General features: G+C 44.8%; 23 protein-coding genes and 1 pseudogene. 17 read left to right on the top strand and 7 right to left on the bottom strand.

The genetic code is table 11. From position 1 onward, the window contains the following. Positions 1 to 34: 34 nt before the first annotated feature. The 5 genes from QOS07_RS06060 to QOS07_RS06040 all read left to right on the top strand — a co-directional run bounded on the left by QOS07_RS06060 (position 35) and on the right by QOS07_RS06040 (position 4,806). The gene (locus QOS07_RS06060; RefSeq protein ID WP_283588080.1) at positions 35 to 559 is read left to right on the top strand and encodes a TetR/AcrR family transcriptional regulator; all 525 of its coding nucleotides are present in this window, start codon (positions 35 to 37) and stop codon (positions 557 to 559) included. A gap of 1 nt (position 560) precedes the next feature. Next, positions 561 to 1,631, top strand: a complete 1,071-nt coding sequence (locus QOS07_RS06055) for an ABC transporter permease (protein ID WP_283588079.1) — start codon at positions 561 to 563, stop codon at positions 1,629 to 1,631. 10 nt (positions 1,632 to 1,641) lie between these two features. After that, positions 1,642 to 2,316: an ABC transporter ATP-binding protein gene (locus QOS07_RS06050; protein WP_283588078.1), complete on the top strand. Its 675-nt coding sequence runs from the start codon at positions 1,642 to 1,644 to the stop codon at positions 2,314 to 2,316. Positions 2,317 to 2,464: 148 nt separating this feature from the next. Next, the gene (locus tag QOS07_RS06045; RefSeq protein ID WP_283588077.1) at positions 2,465 to 4,447 is read left to right on the top strand and encodes an ABC transporter ATP-binding protein/permease; all 1,983 of its coding nucleotides are present in this window, start codon (positions 2,465 to 2,467) and stop codon (positions 4,445 to 4,447) included. 128 nt (positions 4,448 to 4,575) lie between these two features. Then, positions 4,576 to 4,806 (top strand): hypothetical protein, encoded by a 231-nt coding sequence (locus tag QOS07_RS06040; protein WP_283588076.1) that lies wholly within the window; start codon positions 4,576 to 4,578, stop codon positions 4,804 to 4,806. Positions 4,807 to 4,856: 50 nt separating this feature from the next. Here QOS07_RS06040 and QOS07_RS06035 read toward each other — a convergent pair whose 3' ends face one another. Continuing rightward, entirely contained in the window at positions 4,857 to 5,165 is a 309-nt protein-coding gene (locus QOS07_RS06035) for an ArsR/SmtB family transcription factor (RefSeq protein WP_283588091.1), read from the bottom strand. 132 nt (positions 5,166 to 5,297) lie between these two features. Continuing rightward, positions 5,298 to 6,971 carry a LysM peptidoglycan-binding domain-containing protein gene (locus QOS07_RS06030; protein ID WP_283588075.1) on the bottom strand — a complete coding sequence of 558 codons (1,674 nt, stop codon included), beginning with the start codon at positions 6,969 to 6,971 and terminating at the stop codon, positions 5,298 to 5,300. 363 nt (positions 6,972 to 7,334) lie between these two features. Here QOS07_RS06030 and QOS07_RS06025 point away from each other — a divergent pair, with 363 nt between their 5' ends. Beyond that, complete coding sequence (locus tag QOS07_RS06025) at positions 7,335 to 8,273, top strand: LacI family DNA-binding transcriptional regulator (RefSeq protein WP_283588074.1); 939 nt, start codon at positions 7,335 to 7,337, stop codon at positions 8,271 to 8,273. Between the two features lie 98 nt (positions 8,274 to 8,371). Here the strand turns inward: QOS07_RS06025 and QOS07_RS06020 are convergent, their stop codons facing one another. After that, positions 8,372 to 8,557: an LBP_cg2779 family protein gene (locus QOS07_RS06020; protein WP_283588073.1), complete on the bottom strand. Its 186-nt coding sequence runs from the start codon at positions 8,555 to 8,557 to the stop codon at positions 8,372 to 8,374. A gap of 233 nt (positions 8,558 to 8,790) precedes the next feature. Here QOS07_RS06020 and QOS07_RS06015 point away from each other — a divergent pair, with 233 nt between their 5' ends. The 3 genes from QOS07_RS06015 to hisS all read left to right on the top strand — a co-directional run bounded on the left by QOS07_RS06015 (position 8,791) and on the right by hisS (position 12,212). Then, positions 8,791 to 9,411 carry an LVIS_2131 family protein gene (locus QOS07_RS06015; RefSeq protein ID WP_283588072.1) on the top strand — a complete coding sequence of 207 codons (621 nt, stop codon included), beginning with the start codon at positions 8,791 to 8,793 and terminating at the stop codon, positions 9,409 to 9,411. Positions 9,412 to 9,435: 24 nt separating this feature from the next. Continuing rightward, complete coding sequence (locus tag QOS07_RS06010; RefSeq protein WP_283588071.1) at positions 9,436 to 10,620, top strand: MFS transporter; 1,185 nt, start codon at positions 9,436 to 9,438, stop codon at positions 10,618 to 10,620. A gap of 314 nt (positions 10,621 to 10,934) precedes the next feature. Further along, complete coding sequence (gene hisS, locus QOS07_RS06005; RefSeq protein ID WP_283588070.1) at positions 10,935 to 12,212, top strand: histidine--tRNA ligase; 1,278 nt, start codon at positions 10,935 to 10,937, stop codon at positions 12,210 to 12,212. Between the two features lie 169 nt (positions 12,213 to 12,381). On the opposite strand, the pseudogene QOS07_RS06000 reads toward hisS, so the two are convergent. Together QOS07_RS06000 and QOS07_RS05995 are read right to left on the bottom strand one after the other, a co-directional pair. Next, positions 12,382 to 13,083 (bottom strand): annotated as a pseudogene (locus tag QOS07_RS06000) (NADPH-dependent oxidoreductase); the annotation flags it as partial. Positions 13,084 to 13,089: 6 nt separating this feature from the next. After that, the gene (locus QOS07_RS05995) at positions 13,090 to 13,731 is read right to left on the bottom strand and encodes an NAD(P)H-hydrate epimerase (protein WP_283588069.1); all 642 of its coding nucleotides are present in this window, start codon (positions 13,729 to 13,731) and stop codon (positions 13,090 to 13,092) included. A gap of 114 nt (positions 13,732 to 13,845) precedes the next feature. On the opposite strand from QOS07_RS05995, the gene QOS07_RS05990 reads away from it, so the two are divergent. Next, a complete protein-coding gene (locus tag QOS07_RS05990) occupies positions 13,846 to 14,241 on the top strand; it encodes a hypothetical protein (RefSeq protein ID WP_283588068.1) in 396 nt (131 codons plus the stop codon). A 3-nt stretch (positions 14,242 to 14,244) separates the two neighbouring features. Then, entirely contained in the window at positions 14,245 to 14,562 is a 318-nt protein-coding gene (locus tag QOS07_RS05985; RefSeq protein WP_283588067.1) for a DUF7671 family protein, read from the top strand. Positions 14,563 to 14,641: 79 nt separating this feature from the next. Here QOS07_RS05985 and QOS07_RS05980 read toward each other — a convergent pair whose 3' ends face one another. After that, the gene (locus QOS07_RS05980; protein WP_283588066.1) at positions 14,642 to 14,998 is read right to left on the bottom strand and encodes a DUF488 domain-containing protein; all 357 of its coding nucleotides are present in this window, start codon (positions 14,996 to 14,998) and stop codon (positions 14,642 to 14,644) included. A 65-nt stretch (positions 14,999 to 15,063) separates the two neighbouring features. Here QOS07_RS05980 and QOS07_RS05975 point away from each other — a divergent pair, with 65 nt between their 5' ends. The 6 genes from QOS07_RS05975 to QOS07_RS05950 all read left to right on the top strand — a co-directional run bounded on the left by QOS07_RS05975 (position 15,064) and on the right by QOS07_RS05950 (position 21,165). Further along, positions 15,064 to 15,696: a DNA-3-methyladenine glycosylase gene (locus tag QOS07_RS05975; RefSeq protein WP_283588065.1), complete on the top strand. Its 633-nt coding sequence runs from the start codon at positions 15,064 to 15,066 to the stop codon at positions 15,694 to 15,696. Further along, positions 15,697 to 16,854, top strand: a complete 1,158-nt coding sequence (locus tag QOS07_RS05970) for an ATP-binding protein (RefSeq protein ID WP_283588064.1) — start codon at positions 15,697 to 15,699, stop codon at positions 16,852 to 16,854. Continuing rightward, positions 16,854 to 18,158 carry a vWA domain-containing protein gene (locus QOS07_RS05965; protein WP_283588063.1) on the top strand — a complete coding sequence of 435 codons (1,305 nt, stop codon included), beginning with the start codon at positions 16,854 to 16,856 and terminating at the stop codon, positions 18,156 to 18,158. Before QOS07_RS05970 ends, QOS07_RS05965 begins: the two co-directional genes overlap by 1 nt. Further along, positions 18,151 to 18,447, top strand: a complete 297-nt coding sequence (locus QOS07_RS05960; protein WP_283588062.1) for a hypothetical protein — start codon at positions 18,151 to 18,153, stop codon at positions 18,445 to 18,447. The genes QOS07_RS05965 and QOS07_RS05960 overlap by 8 nt, the downstream gene beginning before the upstream one ends. Positions 18,448 to 18,520: 73 nt before the next feature. Next, the gene (locus QOS07_RS05955; RefSeq protein ID WP_283588061.1) at positions 18,521 to 20,425 is read left to right on the top strand and encodes a M13 family metallopeptidase; all 1,905 of its coding nucleotides are present in this window, start codon (positions 18,521 to 18,523) and stop codon (positions 20,423 to 20,425) included. A gap of 236 nt (positions 20,426 to 20,661) precedes the next feature. Next, complete coding sequence (locus tag QOS07_RS05950; RefSeq protein ID WP_283588060.1) at positions 20,662 to 21,165, top strand: O-acetyl-ADP-ribose deacetylase; 504 nt, start codon at positions 20,662 to 20,664, stop codon at positions 21,163 to 21,165. Between the two features lie 46 nt (positions 21,166 to 21,211). Here QOS07_RS05950 and QOS07_RS05945 read toward each other — a convergent pair whose 3' ends face one another. Further along, a complete protein-coding gene (locus QOS07_RS05945) occupies positions 21,212 to 21,499 on the bottom strand; it encodes a SemiSWEET family transporter (RefSeq protein ID WP_283588059.1) in 288 nt (95 codons plus the stop codon). Between the last annotated feature and the right edge of the window lie 333 nt (positions 21,500 to 21,832).

The raw sequence follows: 21,832 nt of genomic DNA, 5'->3' as shown, positions 1-21,832 counted from the left end.
ATGGTGACATCGTGTCACTGGAAGGAGAACGGTAATGGCAAGTACAACCTTTAATAACCTACCCGAAGAAAAGAAAACAATTATCAGAAATGCGTTACTTAATGAGTTCAGCCAGCATAACCTCGCTGACGCCCAGGTGGCACGAATCGTGAAGGAGGCGGGGATTGCCCGCGGAGCCTTTTATAAGTATTTCGCCGATTTAACGGATGCTTACCGCTACCTATACCGGTATGTTTTACAGGAGCTGCATGATTACAGTATCCGTGAACACCGCTTATTAACGGCCGATGAATACGTGACACAGGTTGCTGATTTTTTGCACCACGTGAATGGCTGCCAATACTACGAGTTAGTTAAGCGCCACTTCACGGTTAATGAAGCACTATTAGATGCGCAAAACGATGGGTCGCCACTTCGACCAATAAATGCGATTGAGTGGGCAATAATGACGCTAGTCCATGAAGCAATTAAGGAGGGACTGCGGCATCCAGAAAAGTGTGACGCCGTTCTTGATTGCCTGCGAGGATCATTAACGGCCCTACTTGCAAAGGAGGGGTAAGATGTTTTTAGCACTGAAAGAAATTAAACACGAAAAATTACGGTATGGCCTCATTATTGCCATGATTGTGATGATTAGCTATTTGATGTTTGTGCTAATGGGTATGATGCTCGGCCTGGCAAATGAAAACAAGGCGGCAATTGATACTTGGGATACGCAAACTGTTTATTTGAACAAAAATGCTAATGATAATATGAGCCAGTCATTAATAACTAGTGACCAGCTGAAAGACAAAAAGCTTAATGGTCACGAAGCACTCGTTGGCCAAGCTCCCGTGGTAATGAAGAAGGTACAGGGAAAGTCACTCAAAGAGAGTGCCCAGTTTATTGGCCTTAATTCTAACCAGTACATTGCCCAAAAGAATATCCCCCTTGCCGCAGGACGGCACGCTAAGAATAGTAGCGAGATAGTCGTCGATGAAAGCTTGAAGGCTAAGGGGTACCAACTTGGCGACAAGGTCAAATTAAATTCTTCTAAGGAACAATATAAGATTGTCGGCTTCGCTAAAAACTCACAACTTAATGTTGCTCCAGTAGTGTATGGCCGACTTTCAACCTGGAAAACATTGCGTGGTGTTGCTCCACAGGTGGTTGCGAGCGGTATTATTAGTAACCAATCAGAAGGGGCCAACCGGTTTAACGACTTAGAACACTACACTGCCAACCAGTTTATCCAAAAGCTGCCAGGCTATTCTGCCCAAAATAATACCTTTGCCTTTATGATTGGTTTCCTAATGGTCATCTCGCTGGTGATTATTGCGGTCTTCTTGTACATTCTCACAATGCAGAAGATGCCAAACTATGCGGTCCTGCGTGCACAGGGAATCCCAGCACGTTACCTAGTTGGAACAACAATTCACCAGGCGGTAATTTTAATGGTTGCTGGTATTTGTGGTGGCTTAATTTTAACCCTGCTAACAACCTGGTTAATGCCAATGACGGTTGCGTTAGTTCTTGATTGGCCATTAATTGCTCTAATGGTGGTTGTGCTGATTCTACTTGGCGTAATTGGTGCTTTACTACCAGTTCGAATGATTTTGAAGATTGACCCCGTACGTGCACTGAACGGTTAGGAGGGAAAGTATGTCAGTAATTGAGTTAAAGAATATTAATAAGGACTTTGGCAAGGGAATTAGCAAGGTACAGGTTTTGCGCAATGTTAATTTCCAAGCAGATCGTGGGGAATTAAGCTTGATTCTTGGCCCATCTGGCTCCGGAAAGAGTACTTTCTTAACCATTGCTGGTGGTCTACAAACACCAACCAGTGGGACGGTTACGGTAGAGGGACAGCAGCTTGAACAGATGACAGCTAAGGAACGGGATGAGCTGCGCTTGAATAAGATTGGCTTTGTACTCCAGTCTTACAACCTGTTGCCCTACCTCAATGTAGGCGACCAGTTTGCCCTTGTCCGGAAAATCAAGAAGAATGGAAATATGACTGAAGAAGAGCTCCGTGTTCTTTTGAAGGAATTAGGAATTGAAACCTTGCTAAAACACTATCCTGATGAAATGTCGGGAGGACAAAATCAACGGGTGGCAATCGCCCGGGCACTGTACCCCAACCCAGAGATTGTCTTGGCAGATGAACCGACCGCAGCTTTAGATAGTAGCCGGGTAGAAGTTGTCGGAGAACTATTAAAGCAGATGGCAGTGCAGCATAATAAGGCAATCGTAGTGGTTACTCACGACTTACGGCTACGTAATTATGCTGACCACATTTATCAGATAATGGATGGTAAATTAAGCCAGGAAAAGTAATATTTCCCGGGAAATATAAAGGAGCCAACAACGAGATTAATCACGCTCCCGGAGTGTTTGGCTTTTAGTTAAGACCAGCAAGACGTACTTCCGCTCAGCCAGTAGCCTTTGGTATAATCAGGATAATAAAATGATTAAGGAGAAAACCATGGCTTTTTTAGAATTACAGGGAATTAAAAAGGCTTATTACTTGGATAAAGAGGCATTTCCAGTTCTGAAGGGGATTGACTTGCAGTTTGAACGCGGTGAATTCGTTTCAATCCTGGGTGAATCTGGTGGTGGTAAGTCAACCCTTATGAATATCATCGGTGGCCTTGACCGTAACTTTGAAGGAAAAGTTTTGGTGAATGGTGAATTGCTTGACCACCAAAAGGAAAAGCAGCTTGATGATTACCGTCGTTCAATGGTCGGGTACATTTACCAGTCATATAACCTTATTTCCCACCTCAGCGTCTTAGACAACGTTTTGGTGGCATTAGATATGACTAACCTAAATAAGGAAGAAAAGCGCGAACGGGCCCTTAAATTGCTTGACCAGGTTGGCCTGAGTGAACAGGTCCACAAGCACCCAAACCATCTTTCCGGTGGGCAAAAACAACGGGTGGCGATTGCACGGGCACTGGCGAGTGATCCGCAAATTATCATTGCCGATGAACCAACTGGGGCGCTTGATTCGCAAAACACGCAAGAAGTGCTGACGTTGCTTGATAAGATTGCCAAAGATGGAAAATTAGTGATCGCGGTAACCCACTCACAAGAGGTAGCGGACCACGGTACGTGGATTGTCCACTTGGCGGATGGAAAAATTGATGGTGATGAACGTCTTCGCCCGGCCTACGCAATTCCGGAAGACCCAACCCACATTAAACCACGGCAGCTACCAGCAGCGGCTAGCTACCGGATGTCATTTAAGCACCTAATGTATAATTTCTGGCGGAACTCGTTAATTATGCTGGGGACCGCGATTGGAATCTTTGCCGTTCTACTTTTCAGCGGTCTGGGGAATGGAATTAATGGCTATATTCAAGACCAAATTAACTCATTGACGAACCCGTTGGCGATTACGGTGGTTAAGAACCCAACTGGTAAGAAGTTAACGCAGGATCAAATCCAGTCGTCCTTAATGCAGAACATGGCGGCTGACCCGCAATCAATGATTATTAACCCTGATGAATTGAACCGCTTAGCGAAGGTCAAAGGTGTGACCAAGGTCCAGAAAGGGAATATTATTGGTGGTTACCGGCTCAATTATGGGAAGCTCCAGCAAAGTGGTGCTAACATGATGACGTGGAGCAACCACACCACGGCCAGTGCAATTAAGCGCGGACATAAGCCAGGGAAAGGTGAGATTGTTCTGACTAAGCAGCAGGCAATTGAACTAACTAGCCCCAAGAAGTACAAGAACCTGGTTGGCAAGAAGGTCAACCTGAGCTTTAACTGGGTAAATGAAAAGGGTGACCCGGTTGCGGTTAACGGTACGGTTAAAGTTGCTGGCTTGAGCGAAGGTGCTAGTGCAAGTACGGCGATTAATTACCCAACCTTATTGCAGATGCTAAAGCAAAAGGGCGCCGATACCCGGCCAAACTTCGTTGCGGTAAGCGCTGGTAGCCTATCGAAAGTTGAAGGGGTTGCGAGCCGGATTAATAATATGCGGAATAATAAGGGTGAACGGATCCTTGGCGCAATTACAGTTGGCTCTGTTTTGAAGACAGTAAATACGTACGTCAACCTTGCTTCGACGATTCTTGCAGCAATTGCTGGAATCTCGCTCCTTGTCTCAGCCTTGATGATCATTGTAACTATGTACATGTCAGTATCTGAACGAACCAAGGAGATCGGGATTCTCCGTGCATTAGGTGAACGAAAGAAAGATATTCGTCGTCTGTTTACCTCTGAATCGATTTTCATTGGCCTGTTCTCAGCAATTTTGGCCTTAGTGATTGTGGCTGTTGTTTCAATTTGCTTAAACCACGCTCTGTATGGCTTGATTAAGTACAACATTGTCCAAATTACGGTTGGAAATGTCATTTTTGCGGTCGTGGTAGCAATCGTGATTTCATTTGTTGCCACCTTACTACCGGCCCGGCATGCGGCAAAACTAAACCCAATTGATGCATTAGCAGCGGACTAAATAAAGTGTCTAGTAGCCTGGGTGGTTACTAGGCATTTTTTAGTTTTCTGGCTAATAAGTTTGCCAGTGATAATTTTCTTTTTTAGGTTGCCCCAAAAAGGACTATAATTGAAGTGGAGGTGTTAAAAGTGACAACAGTTTATGTTCACGACGATGATAAGACGCAGACGGTTCATTGCTCAGACGGTTCACAAGGAGTCATGCGGGTTGACCTTAAAGATTCAGCACCATACACATTTAGTTTTTATGGGCACCAGCATCCGAGCTTTTGGGTAGATAACGATCAATTTCATGATGGCGAAGATGTGGTGGTTAAAGATATTCAAAGCGAAGAGGACTTTGAATTGAAATTTATTTAAAACAATTAGAGCGAGCCGGGAATAATGAGTTCCTAGCTCGCTCTAACTGTTTAATCTAGAATTTTATCTGCATGACTTAGTACATCGGCAATTAAGGTCATTACCTGCGGATCGTCCAGGTGGTAGATAACTACTTTTCCCTGACGATGCTGCTGTACAAGGTTAAATTTACGAAGTAGTTGCAACTGGTGTGATACGCCTGACTGCTCCCAATCAAGCTTTTCACTAATTTCAGAGACACTCATGGAGTGTTGAATTAGCAAATAAATTAGCTGTAACCGCTTCGGATTCCCCAGTACTTTGAACAATTGACTTGCTTTGACGATATTAGAAAGCTCCCCAGAATATTGCTTAACCATCAAATATCACTTGCTCCCCTTGAAAAGTTTAGTGGGATTTACGCTATTGCCTCACATTTACGTGAGAGGTGTCGGCATCCATCAATGCTAGTTGACGGATACACCTTTTTTGAGATTCATAATTATTCTAAGTTAGAACACTAACTTTTGCCCAACATAGATGGTGTATGGTGCGGAAAGGTTATTCCGTTGTGCTAACGTGTGCCAGTTCAAACCATACCGTGCGGCAATAACTGAGAGTGAATCACCACTTTGAACGGTGTAGCTGCCGTTAGTAGCTGCTGCTCGATAAGTTCTGGTTGAAGGAGTATAACTATTATTACTGCTGTTAACCCGCAACACTTGACCAACATAAATACGGTTAGGATTTGCGATGTTGTTGATTTGAGCAAGTTGACTGTAGTTCATCCCGTATTGACTAGCAATTGCAGAAAGCGTGTCACCACTCTTAACGGTGTAAGTAGTAGCTGTTGAAGTAGTGGATTGAGGTTGGCTAGGAGCAACTGGAGCAGGTTGAGCTGCAGCTTGGTTATTGTTAACGTTGGTTGCCTTTAATTGTAAAACTTGACCGACATAAATGCGGTTAGGATTTGCAATGTTGTTGATTTGAGCAAGTTGAACGTAATTCATCCCAAATTGTCCAGCAATTGCAGAGAGGGTGTCACCACTCTTAACGGTGTAACTGCTTTGACTGCTATTGGAAGGCCGGGCAGGAGTGGAAGGTTGAGATGATGGTTGTTGCTGACTAGGTTGGGTTGGTTGTGAAGGCTGTTGGCTAGGGGTTGAAGCAGCTGCCTGCCGAACTAATAACCGTTGACCGATGTAGATCCGGTTAACATTTTGGATGTCATTTAGGTGAGCTAATGTGTTAACCGAAGTGGAGAAGCGGTTAGCAATACCAGATAAGGTGTCGCCGCTTTGAACAGTGTAGTAGTTAGTGTTGTTACCATAGCTGCTTGATGAGTTATCGTTAGGCTGCTTGTTAACCACAACGTTACTGTTGGAAAGGGCAACCCGATCCAATTGGGTTAAGTTAAAGTTGCGAATAATGCTTTGCAAAGTTGCAGCATAACTTGGATCCGTAGCGTAGCCATCACGTTGCAGATTGTTTGTAACATTAACATAGTTGGTATCACCACGTAAATTGCTGTAACGGCTATTAACAGCTAAGAAACGACCGTGATCTTCAACCGACTCATTACGACTAGGGTAAGCACGGAAGTTATCATAAATATAGGTGCTACGACCGTTGTAAACTTCACGTGTTCTCAAGGTAACGGATTGACCATTGTATGAGCCTTTAATCCCAAAAAGATTATTAGCAGGGGCGGAATTTCCCCAACCACTTTCAACCGCTGCCTGTGCAACAGTTACAGATGGAAGAATTCCATATTCATTCCAGGTTTGAATTGCACCGGGAGCGATACTTTCAATGAACTGTTGGTGGCTTGCATTGTTGGTAAAGTGCAATGAATTCAGGTCAACGGATTGGTTTTGCTGTGCAGCATTAGTGGCATTTGTGGTTGCCTGCGCATTTTGTTGTGCCGCATTAGCAGAAACAGTAGTAGCTTGTGCATTTTGGTTAGCTTGGCTGTTAGTTGATTGATCACCAGCTTGGTTATTCGCGTTGTTTTGACCGTTGTTATTATTAACATTTACAACTGGTGCTTGACTAGAGTTGTCATCAGCGTGTGCAACCACACCGGTAGCAGTTAATAATGAAACAGCAGTCATACCGGCGACAACCCACTTACGACCACTCTTATACATTTTGAAATGCGTTGTCTTATTCAAATCGGCTTTCATTCTGATTAGCTCCCCCTGTCATTTAAATGATGATAGTTGAAAAACATCATTCTTTAATTTTATTTTTATATAAGTTTTGAATAAAAAGGTTAAGAAGTTATTAAGATTTCACTGTTTATAAAGTTAGCATTTATTTTGCAGATAGTCAATAAAAGCCCTGCTTTAAAATAAGGATTTTTATAATTACAAAAATAATTAATGGCAGGTGAATGCTAATAAAAGAACAACAAAAGTGGCCCTTATCACACGACAGATATTTTTTAACAAATGATTATCAGGGCATATAACAATTGGGAGAAGGAATTTCGGTTTTTAAATCACTAGGCTATAATTAAATTATCTTAAGTGATGTGAGGTAGAAGTATGGTAGCTAAGTTAAAAGATGTTGCAGAATTAGCAGGGGTCTCAGTGACGACTGTTTCCCGGGTAATCAATAATTATGGTTCCTTGAGTGAAAAAACCATCAATAAGGTTCACGCCGCAATGCGGCAGCTCAATTACCAACCGAACGCACTCGCCCGGGCAATGCAGGGGAAGCCGTCAAAGTTTATCGGCTTAATTTTCCCTAATCTAACCAACCCGTTTTTTGCGGAGCTGGTTAATGAACTAGAGCGCCAACTCTTTGAGCAAGGTTACAAGACGATCATTGCATCATCGGCTGAAAATCCAGAAATTGAGCATGAATACTTAAGTATGCTGATGGCGAATCAGGTTGATGGAATTATTTCGGGGTCCCATAATCTGGATATTAAGGAATACCACCAAATTTCAGCGCCGATCGTTTCATTTGACCGTTATTTGGCAGATAACATTCCGATTGTTGCCTCTGATAGTTATCGTGGTGGTCAGCTAGCGGTTGAGTACCTTCTGGCCAACAATGTACGGCATATTGCAGTGATTGTGGATGAAGATACTTCAGCATCGCCAACCCTTAATCGGCTACAAGGAGCACTAGATCGGCTGACGGAAGAGCACCGGAGCTTTGACCCGCTTGCACTTGATGGCATTAATTTCTCAACCGCCTTTCCGGGAATTTATGACGGTGTGGTTGCCTCAAATGATGTGCAGGCACTAGAAATTGCTGACGTGTACCGCGATCACGGGATGCAAATGGGCAAGGATTTCTTTATTACCGGCTATGATGGATCACGGTTAATCCGTAAAATCGCGCCAAAGCTCCCAACGGTGGTTCAGCCAATTCAACAGTTGGCGCAAGAATTAATCAAAACCCTCCTGAAGCGAATCGATAAGCCACAAGCTAAAATTGATTCAGTAACTTTACCGGTTGAATTCCACCAATAATTTGGACGAGAAGTGTCGGGTATAAGATAAATAAAAACGGGCGACTGTGAACCTTGATTTCTTCACAGTCGCCCGTTTCTCAATTCCCGGTTAGGATATTATTTACTTTGCATAAATCGTTGGAGTAATTCGGTTTCCTCCGAAGTTGCTACGGAATTTGATGACTTAATGTCATGAATTCTTTCGACTGATAAATGGCTCCCAAAAGCAACTTCATTATCGTTTAAGTCGTTATCGTGCTCAAACTTGATTAATTGTTGAGCTAACTCACTCAAATTATCCATGAAATCAATTCCTCCTTGTAAGTCAGGTAGTTATAAAACTACGTATTCAATATTTTGTTTCACGGCGAAACAAGCTAATTTGATACTAAGAATAAGTTTAGCACAGTTTGTCGATTTACAAAAAAGAAACCACTAATTTATTTCTAAAATTCATCCTGATTAGCAGGACAACCAGCATGTTTTGTGTGATAATCAAAGTATAACTTTGGCAAAAGAATGGAGAATTAGAAATTATGACTTGGAACTGGTTGGGATGGTTGATGTGGATCCTCGCGATTGTCTTTTTCTGCTATGTTATCCACTACATTCGTGTTCAGCAGTTAATGCTAGTTGCAAAGACTAAGAAGGCTTTTTCACCCAAGCTTTTTTGGCGTTATGTTGGCCTAATGGTTATTTCTCTAGTCTGGCTAGGCGGCATGATGTACTTGACCTTTTTCCGGCAGGTCGACATTAATAACCACCAACAAACTTCAATTACGACGAAGTATTCGCCACTTCAATTGCACAATTCAAGCAACGATTACTACTACGTTCTTGCTTCTCGGAGCCAGAATGGTAAGCACCCAGTTGTTTCTTACACCTACTGGGCAAACGGCAATCGGTACACCACCAACTCACGCTACGGTTCAGTAGCCGATGGTGACCGGTTAATTACGCTTGATGCAAGTTCGTTGCCGTGGGATAAGGCAAAGCTTAAAAAGGAAAACCGGGCAACCGGTAAGGCATTTGCAGCCGAAATGACGGTCCACTACAAGAACACCGCGTTGAACGGGATGGGCTTACGTGCTAACCGTGATGCTGTTACTTACACCCTGTTACGGGTACCATCTTCTGAAATGGTTCATGAGCACTAAAGTTATCTTAACTGAGGTGAAATAATGAAAAGGCAGACACAGGTTAAGCTTAAATGGGTAGCCCTGGCAAGTTTATTAAACAACACCGGGGCTGCCTTTTTATGGCCATTAACCACGATGTACATGCATAATTACCTTCACGAAACCCTGACAACGGCGGGGGTAGTGATGCTCTTTATTTCAATTTGTATGATGGCTGGTAACTACCTTGGTGGCTGGCTTTTTGACCATTGGGATCAGTATAAGACGGCTGTCCTGGGGGTTAGTCTCTCCACCTTTGCAATTTTTACCCTGATTTTTGAACATGGTTGGCCATGGTTTGCCGTCCTGATGATGTTAAATAGTTTTGGGGATGGGATTAACATGACGATTGTTAATTCGTATGGTTCCCTAGTTAGTGACCACAGTTCACGGTATGTCTTTAATTATATTTATATGGCTTACAATGTTGGGGTGGTAATTGGGACGTTAGCAGTAGGTGTCCTGCTGCCAATTAGCGTGGTCCTTGTTTTCACCGTTGCCACGATTTTTTATGCCTTACTGCTATTGGTTGTCGTTTTCGCCCTCAATGTTCGTGTAACAGTGACCACGCAGCGTTCCACAGCTAAACGGACGAGCAGTGTCAGCAGCCACCACCGGATTTTGGTACTGATCTGGTTAATTTTAATTAACTACACCACCATCCACCTTAGCTATTCACTCTGGGAAAGTGTCATGGCTGTTCACATGACCAATATGGGAATCCCATTTTACGCATACAGCCTGTTATGGACATTAAACGGGGTGTTGATTATCATCGGACAGCCACTGGTTAATAAATTAAGTCCGTACGTTAAGCTTTCTAACCAGATCATTGCAGGGCTGTTTATCTTTGCTTCATCATTTATCCTCCTAATTTTTGCCCGGAGCCTGTGGGCGTTTGCACTAGACTTTGTGATCTTGACAATCGGGGAAATGACCAGCTTTGCGGGACTACCCGCCTGGATTTCCCAGTTAACAACGGTTGATGAAACGGGCCATTATCAGGGCTTGCTCAATATCACCATGTCAATTGGGCGGGCGATTGGGCCGCTATATGGTGGCTTTGTAATTGACCAGGGAAATTATCAAGATCTGTTTGTTTCGGTCTTTGCAATGATGACAATTACCCTGTTAGCCGTGCTGGTTTACCTTTTGCGTTTACGCCAGCTGCAAGGGATTAGTAAATAGTAATACCCAAAAGCAGTGACTTATGGTAAAATCACTGGTGAACTTTAAAAGCAATGAAGTAGAACAAAAGCAACCACACCTTGACAGAGAACTAGTAGTGCTGAGAGCTAGTCGTGGCTGTGAAACCACCTCTACTTAGCTGGACTGGTGAACAAATTAGCTGGCCCCGGTTGACCCGTTATCGTCATGAAGTTATTTAACTTCTTGAGGCAGTAGCTGTGAGGCTGCTGTAAATAGAGGTGGGACAGTGAGTTATTCGCCCTCTAAGGTGTTAATCGCCTTAGAGGGCTTTTTTATTGAAAGGGGAAATTTGAATGGATTATCAAAAGCCAAAAGGAACCGCCGACCTGTTACCAGGAACAACCGGCTTATGGGAAAAGGTAGAAGCAAATGCTCGCGAAGTCTTCCGTCAATTTGGTTACCGCGGTATCCGGACACCAATGTTTGAAGACTACCATGTTTTCTCACGGAATGTGGGTGACACATCTGACATTGTGGAAAAGGAAATGTATGACTTCCATGATAAGGGTGACCGGCACATTGCACTGCGGCCAGAAGGTACTGCTGGGGTTGTCCGGGCGTACGTTGAAAATAAGTTGTACGGACCAGAATACCCAAAGCCATACAAGGTTTACTACATGGGGCCAATGTTCCGGTATGAACGTCCACAATCCGGCCGGCAACGTGAATTCCACCAGATTGGTGTCGAAGCACTGAATAATGAATCTCCACAAATTGATGTTGAAGTTATTGACATGGCAATGAGCCTCTTTAAGAAGTTCGGTGTTCCGGACGTTAAGTTGGTTATTAACACGCTTGGTGACAAAAAGGTCCGGGCTGACTACCGTGAAGCCTTGATTAATTACCTGAAGCCCCACTATGACGAATTGAGCAAGGATTCGCAAGAACGGCTTTACAAAAACCCACTCCGGGTACTTGATAGTAAGGATGAGGGTGACAAGAAGATTGTTGCTGATGCTCCATCAATTCTTGACTACCTGGATGACGAATCACAATCCTACTTTGACCAAGTTCAATCACTGCTGAAGGAACTGGGAATTGACTACGAAATCGATAGCAACATGGTTCGGGGACTGGATTATTACAACCACACTATTTTCGAAATCATGTCTGATTCACCAGCATTTGGTGGTGGCTACACGACTGTTTGTGCTGGTGGCCGCTACAACGGTTTAATTTCACAGCTTGGTGGCCCCGAAGAAGGTGGAATTGGTTTCGGAATGGGTGTTGAACGGTTGATGATTCTTCTTCAACAAGAGAATCCCGACTTTGCTCCACAAGACCAATTGGACCTCTTCTTGGCTAGTGCTGATGACAAGGGTGACAACTTAGCATTTGAAGTATTGAATAAGGTTCGCCAACAAGGAATTGTGGCCGACAAGGACTACAGTGGCGTTAAAGTTGGTAAGCAAATTAAGGAAGCATTCCGCCGCAACGCTAAGTACTTTGCAGTCTTTGGTGACCGCGAAGTTAGCGAAGGTCAATTCCAACTGAAGAATGCTGCAACTAAGGATGCAGTTGATGTTAAAGTAGATGACTTTGTCGCTGATCCTGCTAAGTATTTGGAATAAGAAACTGTAACACAACTCGGTTAGGGCCTGCGACACGCAGTTAGCCTATCTGGTATTAACGATTATCCTTAGCTAAACACTAAGGCCCTGGATTGTGGCACGCGATATTTTTGTAATATTTGGAGTAAAAAAAGGCTCGTGATAAAAAATTATCACGAGTCCTTTTTTATTACTTTTTACTATCCCAATCAAGGGCTAGCCCCTGGTCCCTCATTACTTGGCCGATTTCATCCCGCTTGTCCGGATCACCATTATTTAGTTTGGCACCGTTAATTTGGTGGGTGAAGGAGTCAATTCGCCGGTTTGCATCACGCAAGTCGTAATATCGAGTGACGTGGCTGTCATAGTCTTGCAAGTCATTAACATTGAATTCGTGCGGGTACTGGTTTTCAAAAGTAGTGAATTGAAGTGGTAACCGTGGCTTCAGTTGTGGCTTTTGATCCGGCACTCCCACCTGGATGCCAAGCATTGGCAGTGTCATTTTGGGTAAACCAAGCACTTTAACCAACTTTGCCGGGTTATTTTTGATTGAACCAAGGATTACACCACCGAGGCCCATGCTTTCAGCAGCGGTCAAAAAGTTTTGCACCGCTAATACCGTATCTTCAAGTGCTTGCATAAAGATGTCCGTCGTGTGTAGCCGGCCGTCATCATTTCCTAACTGTTTACGAATTTGTTGGTTGCGGTAAAGGTCAACGATGAAAACGAAGAGGTCACCGTTGGCACCAACGTATTGCTGACCGGAAATTTCACGAATTTGCTTGCGAATCCGTGGGTCGGTAACGTGGATGATACTAAACTGCTGCATAAAGAGACTGGTGGATGTGTGCCGTGCAGCTTCGTAAAGGGTCGTTAATTGGTCCTGAGTTAACTTTAATTACTTGTCAGTTGCGTAAGTTCCCATGTCATCAGCAATCACGATTCGTCCAGCATATTCTTTTCCATCACCCTTAGTTAGGCCAACCTTGTTGAAGGCAAAGGTAACGGTAGCAGTTGCTTTAACTGCCACGCCCATTACTTCGCCAGTGTCGGTATTAATGCCAGATGGCATGTCAACGGCCACAACGACTGCATCACAGTTGTTAATTGCAGTAATAGCATCGGCATAGCCACCCTTGACTGGACGGTCAATTCCGATCCCAAACATTGCATCGACAACTAAACTTGCCCGGCTAAGAATTGTCAGGTCGGTTGTTTCAGGAATTTGGTAGTATTGGCAAATCTTTTCTTGAACTTGGTGTTCATCTGAAGCGTGGTCCGGATTGCCGACGTTTAAGATTGAAACGTTAACACCGGCAATGTGAAGGAGACGAGCGATGTCGAGACCGTCACCGCCGTTATTTCCGCTACCGGCAACGACAACAACGTGTTCAAGGTTGAGCGGAAAGGCGTTTAGGATTTCGTCCCGGACGGCTAGGGCTGCCCGTTCCATTAGGACTAATGATGGGATCCCAATGGTGTTAATCGTGTATGAGTCATAATGCCGCATTTGCTCAGCGGTAATTGGTTCTTGCTTCATGTAAATAACCCCCTCTATACTACTTAACAATACCACTAATTCTTTGTAAGAGTAGAGTGACATTTGCACTGAAAATCGGTACACTTATAAAGTAACAGAAGGGAAGGTGATTTGATGGAATGGCAAGCCGAGCAAAAATACTTTAAACGGATGATCGGCAAAAAGGTTGCCTGGACAATTTCACAACCAGAGGATGGACTTATTCGTGCCGGATACCCGTTGTATGACCAAGAAGTCCTTGATTTTGTACGCCGGTTTAAAGAAAGTCCGTTATATGACCGGAAATACCGCAAAACGCTCCGTCACTACCATGTAAGGCCAAAGATGACGGCGGTGACAGTTAGCCAGGTATTGCTGATTAATAATCTTAAAGCGGCCTCCGCAATGCTTTCCCTGATTATTGATGGTGAAGATGTTGAACGTGGAACGTGGGCAGCTGCAATGCAGGATGGCTACGTATACCACCTCTTAGAAATAGTTGATGCCGATAGTGATAAGGTGGCCGAATAAAGAATGAGCAAAAAGGGAAAGTACGAGGTACAAAAGTTTACGGGGATCCCGGTCGAAGCCGATGCCGATGGAAAATACCAGCTGAAAGTTGACCAAAATGGGGATGCTAAGCTCCATACCTGGCGGACAGGCAAACATACTAAGGGTAAATACCAGGGCCCTGGTCAGTTAATGTTAACAGAAAATAACTTGACGGTGGTAATCTTGGCGGCTGAACCGATGGCCTTTAAGGACCGGCATAGTGAAACGCCATTGCAACGGTTTTTAACTACCAAGGTGGACGATGATGTTCTCCAGCAAGGATTAGCCGAGCTTAAATAATATTCTCTTATATAAATAGGAGGGGCATGATGAAGCTTGATCACGTCCCTCTTATTTTTTAAATATTTCCCGGGGAATATTATCCTAATTCAATTTCGAGCAGTTCTTTAAGGATGATTGCCTGGTTATGTTCCTCGTCTTTTGCACCGTAAAGAAGGATAATATCCTTATCAGCATTACTGGTAACCATTTCTTTCAGTATCTCGTAAGCAACATTTCCCTTTAATTCCTTTAGGTAACGCTCCTTAAATTCTTCGTACTTAGCTGGGTCATGGCCAAACCACTTGCGGAGGTCGTTACTGGGGCCGACCTCCTTTAACCAGCAATCTAAATGTGCATTGGCCTTTGATATTCCCCGTGGCCACAGACGGTCAACCAGGATCCGGAAACCATCCATATCAGCTGGCTTAGTATAAATTCGTTCGGTTTTAAGCATTACAGCTCTACCACCCTTCATTTAGTGTTACCTTAAGAATAGTTCATTTTAGGAGGAATTCAATTATGCTGTCGGAATATCAACAATTTTTCACCGGTCGGCCCACAATTGCGATTGCGCATGACTTATTAGGCAAGATGGTGCGCTACCAAGGACCGGATGGGGTAACAGCCGGTTACATCGTTGAATGTGAAGCCTACCTTGGTGAAAATGATTCAGCCTCCCACGCTTTCAATGGCCGGCGCACGAACTATTCCGAATCACTATACGGACAGCCAGGAAATATTTACCTTTACCAAATCCGCGGTCACTACTGCTTTGACATTGTTGTTCAGAATGCAGAAGAGCCACAGGGAATCCTGCTGCGGGGGATGGAACCAGCAGTCGGGAAAGAACTAATGGAGCACCACCGGGGGATGAGCGGTTATGCAGTTGCAAACGGCCCGGCTAAGTTAGTCCAGGCACTAGGAATCCATTCACGGGAACTTGATGGGCAACCAATGGAGGGAAACCGGCTGACAGTTGACCTCGACCAGTATAAAATTCCCCGGGAAATAATCACGTCTGCCCGGGTAGGGGTGAACCTTGCTGGCAAGGACGGCAAGAAGCCACGGCGCTTTTATGTTGCTGGCAACCCATTTGTATCTGGAATGCATAAACGGGAGATGGACCTAGAAAATTATGGTTGGAGGGATTAGATGGCATTAACGTATCAACAATTATTAACGGCGGTACCACTAGTACTGCGGGCTGGCAATGTTCCAAACATCGTTGGTGACGCAGGAATTGGAAAGTCAGCCCTGGTTAAAGAGGTTGCCCGTAATGAGGGGGCGGCGCTTTATACTACCGTCGTTAGTTTAAGTGAAAAAGGTGACCTGGCAATCCCAGTCCCACCACTAACCAGTGACTCCTTTGTTGAGACAAAGCAATATGGTCGGCTGGCTAACGTCCAGTTTGGGTATTCGGAAACATTAGTTCAAATCATTAAGCACGCGGAAGCACATCCTGACCAATCAATCATCTGGTTTCTCGATGAATTTAACCGCGGTACCCAGTCAGTCCAAAGCGAGCTAATGAACCTGGTACTCCAGCGGCAAATTAACGGTCTACGTTTGCCAGCACAGGTACAAATTATAATTGCAGAAAATCCGGATAGTACGATGCAGGGCTTCGAAGATCGTGAGTACGATGTTGCAGTTGGTGACGCTGCAATCAAAGACCGGACCGTTCGCCTGGTGATGGCAACATCGACTGCTGAATGGTTAAAGTGGGCCCAGACGCGGCAACCACAAATTAACCGGCTGGTAATTAGCTACTTGACCCACCACCCTGACCGTCTCGCGGTAGTTAGTCCAGATAACGTTGATCTCGCACCAACACCCCGGGCCTGGGAGCGGGTGTCAAGTAACCTGGACCAACTTCAAAAATTACCAGCTGAGACTCAACGGGCGTTAGCAACGGATCTTTTTAGTGGTGACCTTGGTGCTGAAGTGGGGACTTCTTTTGCGGAATTCGTGATGGCACAGGAAAGTGAATTAACGTTGTCGGCTCTCCGCTCGTCTGAAGGTAATGAGAAAACATTCGGGGAAGCTGATGAAGCAACTAAAATTGACCTGTTGCGTGAATGGGTAAGCAGTGCTGCACCTTCTTTGGCAACTGAAGAGGCCGGAAAGTTTGAAAAATTATTAAAAGCAGTCAGTCCTGATGGTCAGGTTGCCATTGCCCATTCAATTGGTGAGAATGGTGACCAGATAATAGCAGCAATGTATGACCAGGCAAGTAAGGAGCCAGACGGTGTAGTTGCAAGCCTTTATCGATACCTTGCCGTAGTTGCCAGTCGGGGAGATAACAAGTAATGGCGTGGTGGCAAAAAATATTTCACCATCAGCAGAAACCACCAGCTGGCGAGAATGGTGACCAGTTAGTAACGAGCCTTGTTACTACAATCCTTCACCATCACCGTTTACTTGGCGAGGTATTGCTGCAGTTGCCACGAGTGTATGATTCTGTAGCCAGCGGTGCCACGGGCCTTGCCTGGCAGGGTAACCAGCTGGTACTGAAAATTAATCCCCGGGAACTAGCAAAATTACGAACAGATGATGCACAAATCCTGTTAGAGCACGAGGCGTTACATGTGTTTTGGCGACACCCCCTTCGTTATGCTGCCTATCCCCACCAGGGACTTGTTCAGTTGGCGACTGACGTGGCAGTTAACCAGTATTTGCCAGCAGCACCGGCAGGGACGGTAACGCTAGGGCAGTTAGAAAGACTATTACACCAACGATTGCCGGAAAAGCAGGATTCCCAGGACTACCTTGCAGTATTAGAAGGACTATCACCAGAAGAACAGGACCGCCTTCACCGTGCTGGAATTAAATTAAACGGTGACCGTAAAGGAAAGAAAGCGGCGCCCGGTAAAAACACCCTGACTGCAGACACACACGATGGCTGGTACCATCATGGAAATTCAGTGGCAGTGAACCAGCAGGTAAGGATCGGTAAGATTCGGCAGCTATTGCAAAAAGCGTGGTCGCAAACACCGCAACGGGACCGCGGACTCCTGCCCGGTGAAATACGGCAGCAGTTAAATATGCATCCGACGAAGGCGTCGACTCCACTATGGCAAATAGTCCTTCGCCGGCAACTCGGTAGTGTCGTCAATGGTAAACAAGAATCACGTGCCCGGTTTAATCGCCGTCAGCCATTACGAATGGACCTGCCGGGACAGGTAAGTCACCTGGTACCAGATTTGCAAATTTTCGTGGACAATTCAGGATCGGTACCTGATAAGGAACTGGCGTGGGCGCTAGATGCAATTAACGGAATGGTAAAACAATTTCACCTTAGTGCAACGGTCTATACTTTTGATGCCCACGTCAATTTCCCTGGTCAAAAGCTGCGACCAGGGGTGAAGGTGAAACGAGAACGGCACGGTGGCGGTGGGACCAGTTTTCAAAGTATTTTTGACTTTTTACGCCATCAGCGAATTTCAAAACGTGCGGTAGTCGTAATTATTACAGATGGCTGGGGTGAGGCCACGCTTCGTGACCATCATTACCAAAATGTTTACTGGCTATTAACCACAGAGCGTGGACAACTATCAGTGTCGGCTAGGGCGAGCCATGTTTTTGAACTAAAGGAGAAGTCAGATAATGGTTGAACAACTTTTGAAACCAATGGTCATGAAGTCTGTATTAACCCATGACCAAAATTATGTGCGGGCGATCGGACTCTTAAACGAAAACTGGGACCCAGATGACCAGCCGATTTACCGGAATGTCTTTGAAGCGGGGGATGTTGGGATTGCTCGCCAGTTACAAAACGCAGGACTGGTTAACGGCAAAGTTAATCTGGCTGACTACCAAGCGGTAAGCCAACTTTTGGCCCGTCACCCACAGTGGTTTTCAGCCGGTAGCCGGCAAGCATTATTAAGACCTTTTCAAGACTGAACCTTAATGCTTGGGGACCGGATTAAAAATAGTATAATTAAAACTGTAAATCCCTTTTAAGGAGGAAGACAACGTGGCAATTAATAAGGAATTAATTAAGGATGACTTATACGAAGCCGTCAATGGTGACTGGATCAAGGACGCAAAGATCCCTGATGATAAGCCAGCAACGGGTGGCTTTAATGACCTGGTTGATGATATTGATAAACAAATGATGGCTGATTTTGCTGCCTTTGCGGATGGCCAGGAAAAGTCTGATGATTCCCGCTTCAACGAAATGATTAAACTTTACCGCTTAGCGAGAGACTTTGACCGGCGGAAGAAGGAAGGAGCTCAGCCGCTTAAGGACTTGCTTGCTCGTGTTGAAGGATTGAACAGCTTTGCTGATTACCAATCACAGTGGAACGACTGGATTATGGCGGGCTTGCCATCACCGGTGGCATTTGATATCGATGCCGATATGAAGAATGCCACGGTGTACGCACTATTTGCCGGAGCCCCATCACTGATCCTTCCTGATAAGAGTTACTATGATGATGCAAAGAAGGAACAGCATGATCAGTTACTGCAACTGTGGTCGGGGATGGTCAAGGAATTGTTGATTAAGATTGGCTATGAAGATGAGACTGCCGACCAGCAGATTGAAAATGCCAAGGCCTTTGATGCATTGTTAGCACCGAACGTTAAGAGTGCCGAAGAAGCAGCTGATTATAGCAAAATGTATAACCCACAGACGGTAGATGAATTAGCATCATCAACTAACCAACTTGATTTGGCAACGACGATCAAGCAGTTGGTTGGCGCAACGCCTGAAAAGGTAATTGTGATGGAGCCAGCCTATTTCAAGGCATTAAATGATATTTTGACAGACCACTTTGACCTCTTTAAGAGCTGGGCACTAGTCAATGTCGTGCGGGATAACGCTAGCTACCTTGATGATGAAATGCGGGAAATTAACGGTCGTTACAGCCGGGCCCTTTCTGGTAGCAAGAAGCCAGTGAGCCAGGAGAAGTTCGCTTACTACCTTGCGCGGGACGTTTTCAGCCAGGTAGCTGGTGACTACTATGGTAAAAAGTACTTTGGACCACAGGCAAAGGCTGACGTTCACCACATGGTTGAGCAGATGATTAAGGTTTATAAGGGACGGCTCGCCAATAACACGTGGCTAAGCAAGGCAACCCGTGATAAAGCTATCTTGAAGCTTGATAAGCTAGGAATCCAAGTGGGATATCCAGACAAGATTCCAGCCCTGTATGACAAATTTAAGATTGATGAGCACGAATCACTGATTACCAACCTCAACCAGGTTAGCGTCATTGCCAACCAGGAAATGTTTGGTCGGTGGAACAAGCCAGTTGACCGGATGCGGTGGGAAATGAGTGCCGCAACGGTTAATGCCTACTACCACCCGTTTAAGAACATCATTGTCTTTCCTGCCGCAATCTTACAGGCACCGTTCTATTCATTGAAGCAAACTAGTAGCCAAAACTATGGTGGGATTGGTGCGGTAATTGCTCACGAAATCTCACACGCCTTTGACAATAATGGTGCTTTATTTGACGAATACGGGAACCTCAATAATTGGTGGACGCCAGCAGATTCGGCGCACTTTAAGAAGCTGGCCCAAAAGATGATTGACGAGTTTGACGGCTTGCCAATTGCCGGTCAAAAGGTTAACGGAAAGCTGACGGTTTCAGAAAACATCGCTGATGGTGGTGGACTTTCCTGTGCACTGGAAGCTGCAAAGATGGAAGATGACTTTAGTGCTGAAGAGTTCTTTATTAATTGGGCAACGATTTGGCGGATGAAGGCAACAAAGCAGTATGAACAACTACTCCTTTCCATTGATGTCCATGCGCCACAAAAGCTTCGGGCTAACGTCCAAGCACAAAACCAAGCAGACTTCTACACCGCCTTTAACATTCAGCCGGGTGACAAGATGTATAAGGCACCGGAAGATCGGGTTAACATCTGGTAGTCAATTTATTAGTAAAGGAGACTTAAAGTGCGGCTCTTTGTCGGACCTTAAGTCTCCTTTACCGGTTAATGCTGATGGTGCAGAATCTTTGGGAGGTGCATAGGTAGAATTATTTCCCGGGAAATTACATTGCGGGGCGCTTTTGCATTCGGATTGTGACCGGGTAATTTGCTGTAGTAGTATTTGACCGGGGTAATTACGTTATACCCACAATTTAAGGAATGAAGGGATCAATAATGAATTCAGTCAAAGTAATTGAAGGTGACATCACTAAGGTTCAAGTGGATGCAATTGTTAATGCCGCCAATACAACGTTAATGGGCGGTGGTGGCGTTGATGGTGCCATTCACCGTGCAGCTGGCCCAGCACTGTATGCTGCCTGCGAGAAATTTGGCGGCTGTCCAACCGGCGAGGCCCGGATAACAAGTGGATTCAACTTACCAGCAAGGTATATTATCCACACTCCGGGTCCCGTTTGGCATGGCGGTAATCATGGTGAAGACCAACTGCTGGCTAATTCTTACCGTAATAGTTTGAAACTAGCGGAAGCAAATGGATGCCGGACGGTAGCATTTCCATCAATTAGCACCGGGGTTTATTCATTCCCGCTTGACCGGGCAGCGGAAATTGCAGTGAGGACCATTAACGAATTTCTCCAAACTGCTAGTCATGTTGAAGAAGTGACAATGGTTTGCTTTGACCCGGTTACTGCTAAGGCCTACCGGAATGCGATTAGATAAGAAAAGGGACGTGAGCGCTGTGAGCTCACGTCCCTTTTCTTATCAATTAGTGAACGAATGAAGTAATTGCGGTAACTAAACCAAAAATAATACCAGGGAAGTTAGCGATAATTACTGGCCAATCCTTCTTGTCTGGCTTTACCCAACCATAGATAACCCATAGTAGGGCGTTGATGGACGCAAAGAAAGGCTGAACCGGTGAAACTGGTTGACCCGTAAAGTTAGCAATGATTTGTTCAATATAAGAGAAATACATTACCAAACATGCAATGGTGGCAAAGTTCCCAGTAAATTTACGAACCCGTTGCTTAGCGGTCGGTTTTTGATTATCCATAATAAAAAGTCCTCTCAAAGTAAAATATTTACTAAATAATTTAGCCGCAATTAACCGTAATTAACCACTTTTGACATATCATAATCCACAAAAAAGTTTGTGTCAACCGGTTGACATAGAAAATAGAAAGCGCTAACATAGAAACCGTTAACAAAAGTATTCAATTCTGGAATTAGATTTTTTAACTAAACGGAAAGAAGAGAGCGTATTATGGCACATCTTTCATTTGATACTCAAGGATTAAAGCAATTTGTTCATGACAACGAATTAGGCGAAATGCAAGCCATGGTTAAGGCTGCTGATGATGAATTACGGAACGGGACCGGTGCTGGT

The organism is Limosilactobacillus viscerum (assembly GCF_947387525.1).
GTDB classification, from domain to species: domain Bacteria; phylum Bacillota; class Bacilli; order Lactobacillales; family Lactobacillaceae; genus Limosilactobacillus; species Limosilactobacillus viscerum.
The sequence above is the reverse complement of the archived record's forward strand: the minus strand, read 5'-3'. Positions and strand labels throughout refer to the sequence as shown.

Excerpts from the sequence above, each read along its gene's own strand:
- QOS07_RS06060 (WP_283588080.1), top strand. The coding sequence starts at position 35 with ATGGCAAGTACAACCTTTAATAACCTACCCGAAGAAAAGAAAACAATT.
- QOS07_RS06055 (WP_283588079.1), top strand. The coding sequence starts at position 561 with ATGTTTTTAGCACTGAAAGAAATTAAACACGAAAAATTACGGTATGGC.
- QOS07_RS06050 (WP_283588078.1), top strand. The coding sequence starts at position 1,642 with ATGTCAGTAATTGAGTTAAAGAATATTAATAAGGACTTTGGCAAGGGA.
- QOS07_RS06045 (WP_283588077.1), top strand. The coding sequence starts at position 2,465 with ATGGCTTTTTTAGAATTACAGGGAATTAAAAAGGCTTATTACTTGGAT.
- QOS07_RS06035 (WP_283588091.1), bottom strand. The coding sequence starts at position 5,165 with ATGGTTAAGCAATATTCTGGGGAGCTTTCTAATATCGTCAAAGCAAGT.
- QOS07_RS06030 (WP_283588075.1), bottom strand. The coding sequence starts at position 6,971 with ATGAAAGCCGATTTGAATAAGACAACGCATTTCAAAATGTATAAGAGT.
- QOS07_RS06025 (WP_283588074.1), top strand. The coding sequence starts at position 7,335 with ATGGTAGCTAAGTTAAAAGATGTTGCAGAATTAGCAGGGGTCTCAGTG.
- QOS07_RS06020 (WP_283588073.1), bottom strand. The coding sequence starts at position 8,557 with ATGGATAATTTGAGTGAGTTAGCTCAACAATTAATCAAGTTTGAGCAC.
- QOS07_RS06015 (WP_283588072.1), top strand. The coding sequence starts at position 8,791 with ATGACTTGGAACTGGTTGGGATGGTTGATGTGGATCCTCGCGATTGTC.
- QOS07_RS06010 (WP_283588071.1), top strand. The coding sequence starts at position 9,436 with ATGAAAAGGCAGACACAGGTTAAGCTTAAATGGGTAGCCCTGGCAAGT.
- hisS (WP_283588070.1), top strand. The coding sequence starts at position 10,935 with ATGGATTATCAAAAGCCAAAAGGAACCGCCGACCTGTTACCAGGAACA.
- QOS07_RS05995 (WP_283588069.1), bottom strand. The coding sequence starts at position 13,731 with ATGAAGCAAGAACCAATTACCGCTGAGCAAATGCGGCATTATGACTCA.
- QOS07_RS05990 (WP_283588068.1), top strand. The coding sequence starts at position 13,846 with ATGGAATGGCAAGCCGAGCAAAAATACTTTAAACGGATGATCGGCAAA.
- QOS07_RS05985 (WP_283588067.1), top strand. The coding sequence starts at position 14,245 with ATGAGCAAAAAGGGAAAGTACGAGGTACAAAAGTTTACGGGGATCCCG.
- QOS07_RS05980 (WP_283588066.1), bottom strand. The coding sequence starts at position 14,998 with ATGCTTAAAACCGAACGAATTTATACTAAGCCAGCTGATATGGATGGT.
- QOS07_RS05975 (WP_283588065.1), top strand. The coding sequence starts at position 15,064 with ATGCTGTCGGAATATCAACAATTTTTCACCGGTCGGCCCACAATTGCG.
- QOS07_RS05970 (WP_283588064.1), top strand. The coding sequence starts at position 15,697 with ATGGCATTAACGTATCAACAATTATTAACGGCGGTACCACTAGTACTG.
- QOS07_RS05965 (WP_283588063.1), top strand. The coding sequence starts at position 16,854 with ATGGCGTGGTGGCAAAAAATATTTCACCATCAGCAGAAACCACCAGCT.
- QOS07_RS05960 (WP_283588062.1), top strand. The coding sequence starts at position 18,151 with ATGGTTGAACAACTTTTGAAACCAATGGTCATGAAGTCTGTATTAACC.
- QOS07_RS05950 (WP_283588060.1), top strand. The coding sequence starts at position 20,662 with ATGAATTCAGTCAAAGTAATTGAAGGTGACATCACTAAGGTTCAAGTG.
- QOS07_RS05945 (WP_283588059.1), bottom strand. The coding sequence starts at position 21,499 with ATGGATAATCAAAAACCGACCGCTAAGCAACGGGTTCGTAAATTTACT.